This window comes from Fervidicella metallireducens AeB (assembly GCF_000601455.1).
GTDB classification, from domain to species: Bacteria; Bacillota; Clostridia; order Clostridiales; family Caloramatoraceae; genus Fervidicella; species Fervidicella metallireducens.
The window spans coordinates 1-6,928 of record NZ_AZQP01000069.1; the positions used below are offsets into that span (position 1 = coordinate 1).

The 6,928-nt window shown below is 27.8% G+C and carries 8 protein-coding genes; all 8 read right to left on the reverse strand.

Annotated features, from left to right (window positions below; translation table 11 throughout):
* Window positions 1-337: 337 nt before the first annotated feature.
* Complete coding sequence (gene mnmH, locus Q428_RS13065) at window positions 338-1,366, reverse strand: tRNA 2-selenouridine(34) synthase MnmH (RefSeq protein ID WP_035381634.1); 1,029 nt, start codon at window positions 1,364-1,366, stop codon at window positions 338-340.
* A gap of 435 nt (window positions 1,367-1,801) precedes the next feature.
* Window positions 1,802-1,933 (reverse strand): hypothetical protein, encoded by a 132-nt coding sequence (locus tag Q428_RS16445; protein ID WP_278244917.1) that lies wholly within the window; start codon window positions 1,931-1,933, stop codon window positions 1,802-1,804.
* 152 nt (window positions 1,934-2,085) lie between these two features.
* Window positions 2,086-2,289, reverse strand: a complete 204-nt coding sequence (locus Q428_RS15025) for a 4Fe-4S domain-containing protein (protein ID WP_341349056.1) — start codon at window positions 2,287-2,289, stop codon at window positions 2,086-2,088.
* A gap of 17 nt (window positions 2,290-2,306) precedes the next feature.
* Window positions 2,307-2,702 (reverse strand): HEPN domain-containing protein, encoded by a 396-nt coding sequence (locus Q428_RS15265; protein ID WP_035381636.1) that lies wholly within the window; start codon window positions 2,700-2,702, stop codon window positions 2,307-2,309.
* Window positions 2,695-3,159, reverse strand: coding sequence for a nucleotidyltransferase domain-containing protein (locus Q428_RS15270; RefSeq protein WP_242847847.1), 465 nt, complete (start codon window positions 3,157-3,159; stop codon window positions 2,695-2,697). Before Q428_RS15270 ends, Q428_RS15265 begins: the two co-directional genes overlap by 8 nt.
* 227 nt (window positions 3,160-3,386) lie before the next feature.
* A complete protein-coding gene (locus tag Q428_RS13080; RefSeq protein WP_035381640.1) occupies window positions 3,387-4,784 on the reverse strand; it encodes a PH domain-containing protein in 1,398 nt (465 codons plus the stop codon).
* Window positions 4,781-5,179: a GntR family transcriptional regulator gene (locus Q428_RS13085; RefSeq protein ID WP_035381642.1), complete on the reverse strand. Its 399-nt coding sequence runs from the start codon at window positions 5,177-5,179 to the stop codon at window positions 4,781-4,783. Before Q428_RS13085 ends, Q428_RS13080 begins: the two co-directional genes overlap by 4 nt.
* Before the next feature lie 381 nt (window positions 5,180-5,560).
* Window positions 5,561-6,370 carry a CPBP family intramembrane glutamic endopeptidase gene (locus Q428_RS13090; protein WP_035381644.1) on the reverse strand — a complete coding sequence of 270 codons (810 nt, stop codon included), beginning with the start codon at window positions 6,368-6,370 and terminating at the stop codon, window positions 5,561-5,563.
* Window positions 6,371-6,928 lie beyond the last annotated feature (558 nt).

The following is a 6,928-nucleotide window of genomic DNA, read 5'->3' on the forward strand; positions in this document are numbered from 1 at the left end:
GTTAATTCCTTGATATATTATGAAATAATAATTGTTTTATTAATGCTAAATATTCTATTAAAATATCTCCAACTAAATTATTGATAAAAAGGAAAAATAAAGATAGCCTTTTATTGGCTATCTACTTATAAATTTTAAGCATAATTTTCCTTTTCTTTTTTAGAAATTCCTCTATTTTATCAATCTCACTTTGAATTCATAAATTTTTTGATATTTTTAACTAAAGCTTAATAATTAACCTTACCCACATCATCTTCAAACAAATCATACCTCTTCTAAGTTGACTTTATGGTTAATTTTTCCTTTTAAGGTATATGTTGTTTATTGGTTTGCAATACTACTTATATATCCCTATAATTTCTGTGATTTTATCGGTTGCGTCCTGGATGTTATCACCATTTACAATAATCTCAAATTCTTTGTTCTTATAATTGTACATTGGATCATAGTATTTCGTCATAAGTTCTTCTATAACAACTCTATATTTTTTATTTTTTATTTCAGTTATATATCTATCTACATTTACGTCGCTCAAATGTATTCTTAATAAATTTACTGTGTTAATTAGTTCTTCATCGTTGTCTGAGACGTATTCGTCCATTATATTTTTTATTCTTACATCCATATTTGTGTCAATTTTAATCCTTTTTCCTTTTTCCATAGAAGTAAATAGGTAATCTGGAATTATAATTCTTCCTATTCTTTTACTTTCTCCCTCAACAAACACAGTATTGCTTTTTCTTTTTCTTAAAGCATCATAAACATATGCTTCAAAGAGTTTTTGTGAATTTTGTTCTCCCATTCTGATACTTCCCAGTAAAGAACCACGATGGTTTGCATATGACTCTAAGTCCAATACATCATATCCCCTTTTTTCTAATTCCTGTAGTATTTTTGTCTTGCCAACACCTGTATTCCCATATAAAACAGCAAAATTAACCTTCTTTACAATTTCAGGAAGATTTTCATTGATAAATTTTCTATATCCTTTGTACCCACCAGATAATTTTAAAACATTAACACCAAGTGATGATAGCAGCGAAACTATAGAACTACTTCTCATTCCTCCCCTGGCACAATAAAAAATAAGTTTGTTAAATTTTTTATCTAGATCTTTTATCTCTTTGTATATTGAAGGAAGCTTTTTAGCCGCAGCTTCAACCCCTAACTCCTTAGCTCTTTCAACACTTTCTTTTACGTATACAGTCCCAATAATTTTTCTTTCCTCATCATTGAATAAGGGTATATTTATTGAATTCGGTATTCTCTCCTTCTTGTACTCTCCTTCACTTCTTACATCGATTAATACATAGTTGTTATCTGTTCTTTGTTTATCAATTTCCTGATAATCTATTGTTTTTATCATATGAATCCCTCATTAATCTTTTATACTATTTCTAAAATATCATATACATCCTTTCAATTTAATGTATCTAACTTTCATTATACATCTAATTTTTGTGTTTATGAATATTTTTAATTGCTTTGCTTTGTTCATTGCTCTTCTTTCATTCTTGATTACTGATTTTAGTCCCTTTATAGATATTTTACATAACTAACACTGTTATCTTAATATAACCCATTATTATTAGAAGAAATATTAACCTATATGACTTCTATTATGTTTAACCACTTCAGTAATTTCCTTAACTCTTAACTATATGTGAAACTATTGACATTCTTTTTTATTATAAAGTAATTTAAATATAATAACTTGTTATTTGATTTTTTAATATAAAAAACATCTCCTTTCAAAGAATTCTCAGCAACAGCTTCACTTTAAAAGAAGATGTTTTTTAATTTAAAAATACTTCTTAAATTCTTTCCCAATTGCTACGTACCCAATAACACTTCCTACAATTTGAATTAAACACGCCATTAATAGAAGTAACACTGCCTGCAAAATACTCGGATAATATCTCTTTTGTTCCATACATATCCCCCATTTAAAAAATTTCATATGTTAACATATTAATTGTTTATTTTTTGTCAGTCAACATTTTTTTACATTATTCCTATAATATTCATTAATTTCTCGATATGACCACATGAATTGAGTAAATTGGGGGACACAAAATCATTGTCTTAATTACATTTAATATTTCTATTACTATTTTTGAATATTATTTCTTCTCTTCTAAAGTCTATGGCCTTAACAGGACATTTATCCATTATCCCTTTCAATTTATTTATCTGTATATCATTAAGTGCAGATTCTTTCCATTTTTCTTTTTTATCCACTACCTTAAAATACTGTGGCATTAATTTTTCACACAGCCCACATCCAATATAATATTGACTTTATTCTAATTACTGCCATTTACTACTTCCTGTATTCTTTCAATAACTTTTATAGCTATCTTAATACATTCTTCTGCGTCTTCTTTGCTGACCAAAAGTGGATCCTCTGCAGGATATCTGGTCTCAATATAATATGTATTTACAAAAGCCATATCTTTAATAAATTCACTTAAAGCCTTATTATAAGCTAAAGCCTTTTTGCATAGCTTAACCAAATTGTGTCCTTCGTGTAATTCTCCTGTAACATTTATAAGAAACCCTTTTAAGTATTTCTCAATAGCCTGCTGGCAATGAAAACAAACAATTCCATTATCCGCATCATGTTCAAAAAGGATTTCAGCACTTCTCATATCTTTTTTGGCCATTTCAAACCATTCTTTATGCCTTACCGAATCAACCAATCAAACTCACCCCTGTTCTATTAATGATGTTTGCAAAATTCGACTTGTCATCCTTATATTTCAACCACTCTGAAGGTGTATATATGACTATATCCAAATCCACATCATATTCTATATCAACAAGCATCTCTCTTAATGTTTGCCGTTTATCTTGAGTGTCAAGGATTACGCAAATATCTATATCACTCTCACGTTTAACCAAACCCTTTGCACATGAGCCGAAAAGGATAATATCTTTAGGAGCATATTTAGTTATAATCTGATTTTTTATTTTTTCGATTTCATTATCGTAAGGACACATACTATCACCTTCCAATCTCATATGACTTCTCAATCTTTCTCTAACAAATTGCAATTTTAATATTATCTTCCTTTTAATCTTATTATACCTGTTTTCTGTTACTTTCTCTATATAAATCAATATACTTCTTTTTAATGCACAGTCTATAGTTGTCATATCATTAATTTATAAGTTTTTCACATTTTTTAAGGAAAGCTAAATAATTAAGCTTTCCTTTATCATCCTTAAACAAATCAAATTCACTTATGCTATTTGCATTACATAAAAATGAAATATTTTTTCTTCTACTTTTCCATTTTGTTTATAATAAAACATCTTCTTCCCAAACTTTGATTTAAATTAGCATTGATTGGAAACAAGATGTTAACTGCTAATTCTGAACACTACTTATATGTCCCTTTAACGTTGTTTAAAAGCAAATTATAATATTGTTCAGTAATATCTCTTGTTTTACCATTGATAAAAACATAGATGTTCTCTAGCTTGATTACAATGTAAGGCGGGTTTTCTTTATATATATACATTTTTGATTTACCATAATTATTTAAATTATAGTCACCTAGATTGTATCTACTTGTACTTACACCGTTTGTTCTTATTCCTCTAGGAACTTTATCAACTTTTTTTATCTCTTTTATATCACTGATGTTAAAGCTATATCTATAAACCGGAGCATCAATCTTAACCATATTTCCATCAATAGATAATTTAAACTCTGAGGTATCAAATCTAACAAACATTACAGATAAAAATAAAACAAGAATTATTGCTGATCCAATAACACCATAACTTATAAGTTTACCTTTTGTCCTTGCCATGTTAAATGTAAATCCATAACCGATGCGTTTTTCAACCATTGTACGGTTGTCCTTTGGATTATAATAATAGCCATTCTTCCAATATTCATCTTCATCTGCATATACAAGTTTATCAGAAGCCTCAAGTAATCTGTTTTTAGTTTCATTAATCTTTTTATGGGTATAAATAATCACTAACAAACTGATTAAACTAGGCAACACACCTGATAATGCAAGTACTAACTCACTGTACTTCTTATCGGATAGATTTAGATAAAATACTGCAGAAGCAATGCTTGTAATTGTAGCATTAATAATCCAGCATATAGACCAAAGTCTTTTGTGTATATAATTACAAGCAATATTGATATCAGTGTTTTCAGAATATACTACTGTTTTTTCAGAGGCTGTCAATTTATATAGATAAATAAAAATAAGAATTAATAAAAAAGGAATTAATGATAAAATTATTTGGGTTGTTTCATAGTGATTTGCTTTATTAAGTGTAATAAATAGTGGAACAATACTTACAATAAATGATGGGATGAACCATAGTTTTGAAACAGGCATTTTGCTTTTTATTCGTGATACCTCTGTATCGATTGTCACAATATGTGGAGGCCCAGTAAACCAATTATTTTCCTTCTTAAGTTTATATAATTCTCCATGATATTTAATAAATATTTTATTGTTAAAATATAAAACTAATAAAATCCAGAGTAACATATAAATAATTGAAAATGATGGATATCTTGTTTCAATCAGTAAAGGTATTGAAAATACTACTCCAATAAAAATTAAAACTTTATACGCCCTTTTATATCTACTTACAATTTCAGTTACACAGCTGTTCTCAAGGAAACTCCTTGGAAGTGTAATTCCTAATAAAATATTTTTATTTGGCTTTGTGGCTGTTTGATTAGTGGCAATTAAAGAGATTATAAATATAATTAAAATAAATAAGTATATAATAGATTCCATCATACTCCCCCTCCTACCATACTTGGTATGTTCATACTATCAAAAATTCTACTACATATATCCATAAATTCTCTTTTATTGACACCCTTTATTCCAAATTCAGCAATTAAAAGTGATAATTCTTCTTCTAGTCTTTCTTTAAACTCTCCACTTATATCTAAGGATGGATTAACTTTAGCACCGTGTCTTCTGTCTATTTCGATATAACCTTCATTTTTTAGTATAGAATAAGCTTTTGATACTGTCATTGTATTAACCCCAATATCCTCAGCTAACTGACGAACTGTAGGTAAACTCTGACCTATTTTAATCTCACCTTTTCCTATTCCTAAAACGATTTGATTTCGCAATTGAACATAAATAGGGGTTGTACTGGACATGTCCAGCTTCATTATCATAATATCACCACCATTTAAAAACTAAGTATTATTTGCATTATATATTATAATACAAATAATACTTAGTTTGCAATAATTTTTATGAATTATTTTCCATCAAAAAACCCCATCCGAGTTCCCAGACTGGAAGGGGTTTTACAGTTTGATACACTTTTTGCAAATGAAATTTTTTAAGCAATTGTGTTTTGCGACTTATTTTTTGATTGAGCCTCTATTAATATTTTAAGGTATTTAATCTGTTTAATGAACAGTAAATAGTTGTTGTATTTATAATTCATTTTTTCTTGCTATTCTTGGAATAATAAAACATCTTCTTTAAAAGGTAGTTCATTAGCAGCTAAACTTTAAAAGAAGATGTTTCTTTACTTATAATATTAAAGGTTAAAAGCTGTTATTCTCTTCATAACTAAAAGTTTCTTTTAGACAATATATATTATTAGGAATCTTCCTTATAAAAATCACTGATATAACCGCAAGTACAACTCCTGCTATTAGTGTATACACATGTCTTCCCTCCACCAATAATATTCCTCCAGCAATCACAGCCAGTAAATTATTAACTATATGCCCCAGAATACACATAGAAAGGGAACCAGTTTTAACATACATAATACCTAATACAATTCCAAGTAATATTACTGTTGGTGACTGAACTATGTTGCCATGGAATAACCCAAATAAAACACCCGTTATTATTATTGACTTATTAACACTATAATTTTTTAATAAACCTTGTAATATAATACCCCTAAATAGTATCTCCTCTACTATAGGTGCGATAAGTACAATGCTTAAAATACCAAACCATTGATTTGAGCCGCCTAAAAATATATCTGTTAACCTATCCTGTGTTTGCTTTGCAGCCTCAGAATTGTTTACATAAATTATTGTTATACCAGCCATAATAAACCAAGATGCAACTACAAGCAAAATAATGATTAATATATTTTTAATATTTAAATCAGGTTTTTCAAACAGTTTCTTAATTGACGTTTTACTCTTTTTGCTACCAATTATTATTATAATTAATTCAGATAAGAATGTTATGCTTAGTATAATCTCTGTTGAATTCATAAATTCTTTCCCAATTACCACAAATCCTATTACACTTCCCACAGTTTGAATCAAAAACGCTATTAATAAAAGTAACACTGCCTGTAAAACAGTTGGATAATACCTTTTTTGTTCCATATATATCCCCTTTCTCCAAAATTGGTTCTGTTAAAAATTTTAAAATAAACTTTTACCATGAAGCTTTGATTTTTATGATTTCTATAAAATAACTTACACCCCTTAGTTTTTAGGTATTTTAAATATACTAAAAACAAACATCTACTTGATTACAAAATTCTTCATGCTGAATATAAATCGAAAAATGGTTAAGCTCTAAAACCCACAAATCCTAGAAAAACAGTAATACAAACATTCCATCTTCCTTAATTTATCCATGTTGTAATATTCCACATATATACTTCTATAACAATACTGATGGCAGAGGACACTTTATAAACAAGTATATCTTTTTTCATATATTGACATTATAATAGTTAATTTTTTATCAGTCAACATTTTTTTACATTGTTTCAATAATGTTTATTAACAGGAAATGTTGGACAATATAGAATAAAACTGCAAATTTCTTAGATAAAAAATATATAGTAGATTTGATAGTTGAAGATTTTACAGGGTCTTACCGTATACAAAGGAATTGCATTTGACAATTAGGGACAGTTAGTAATTGTCATATTA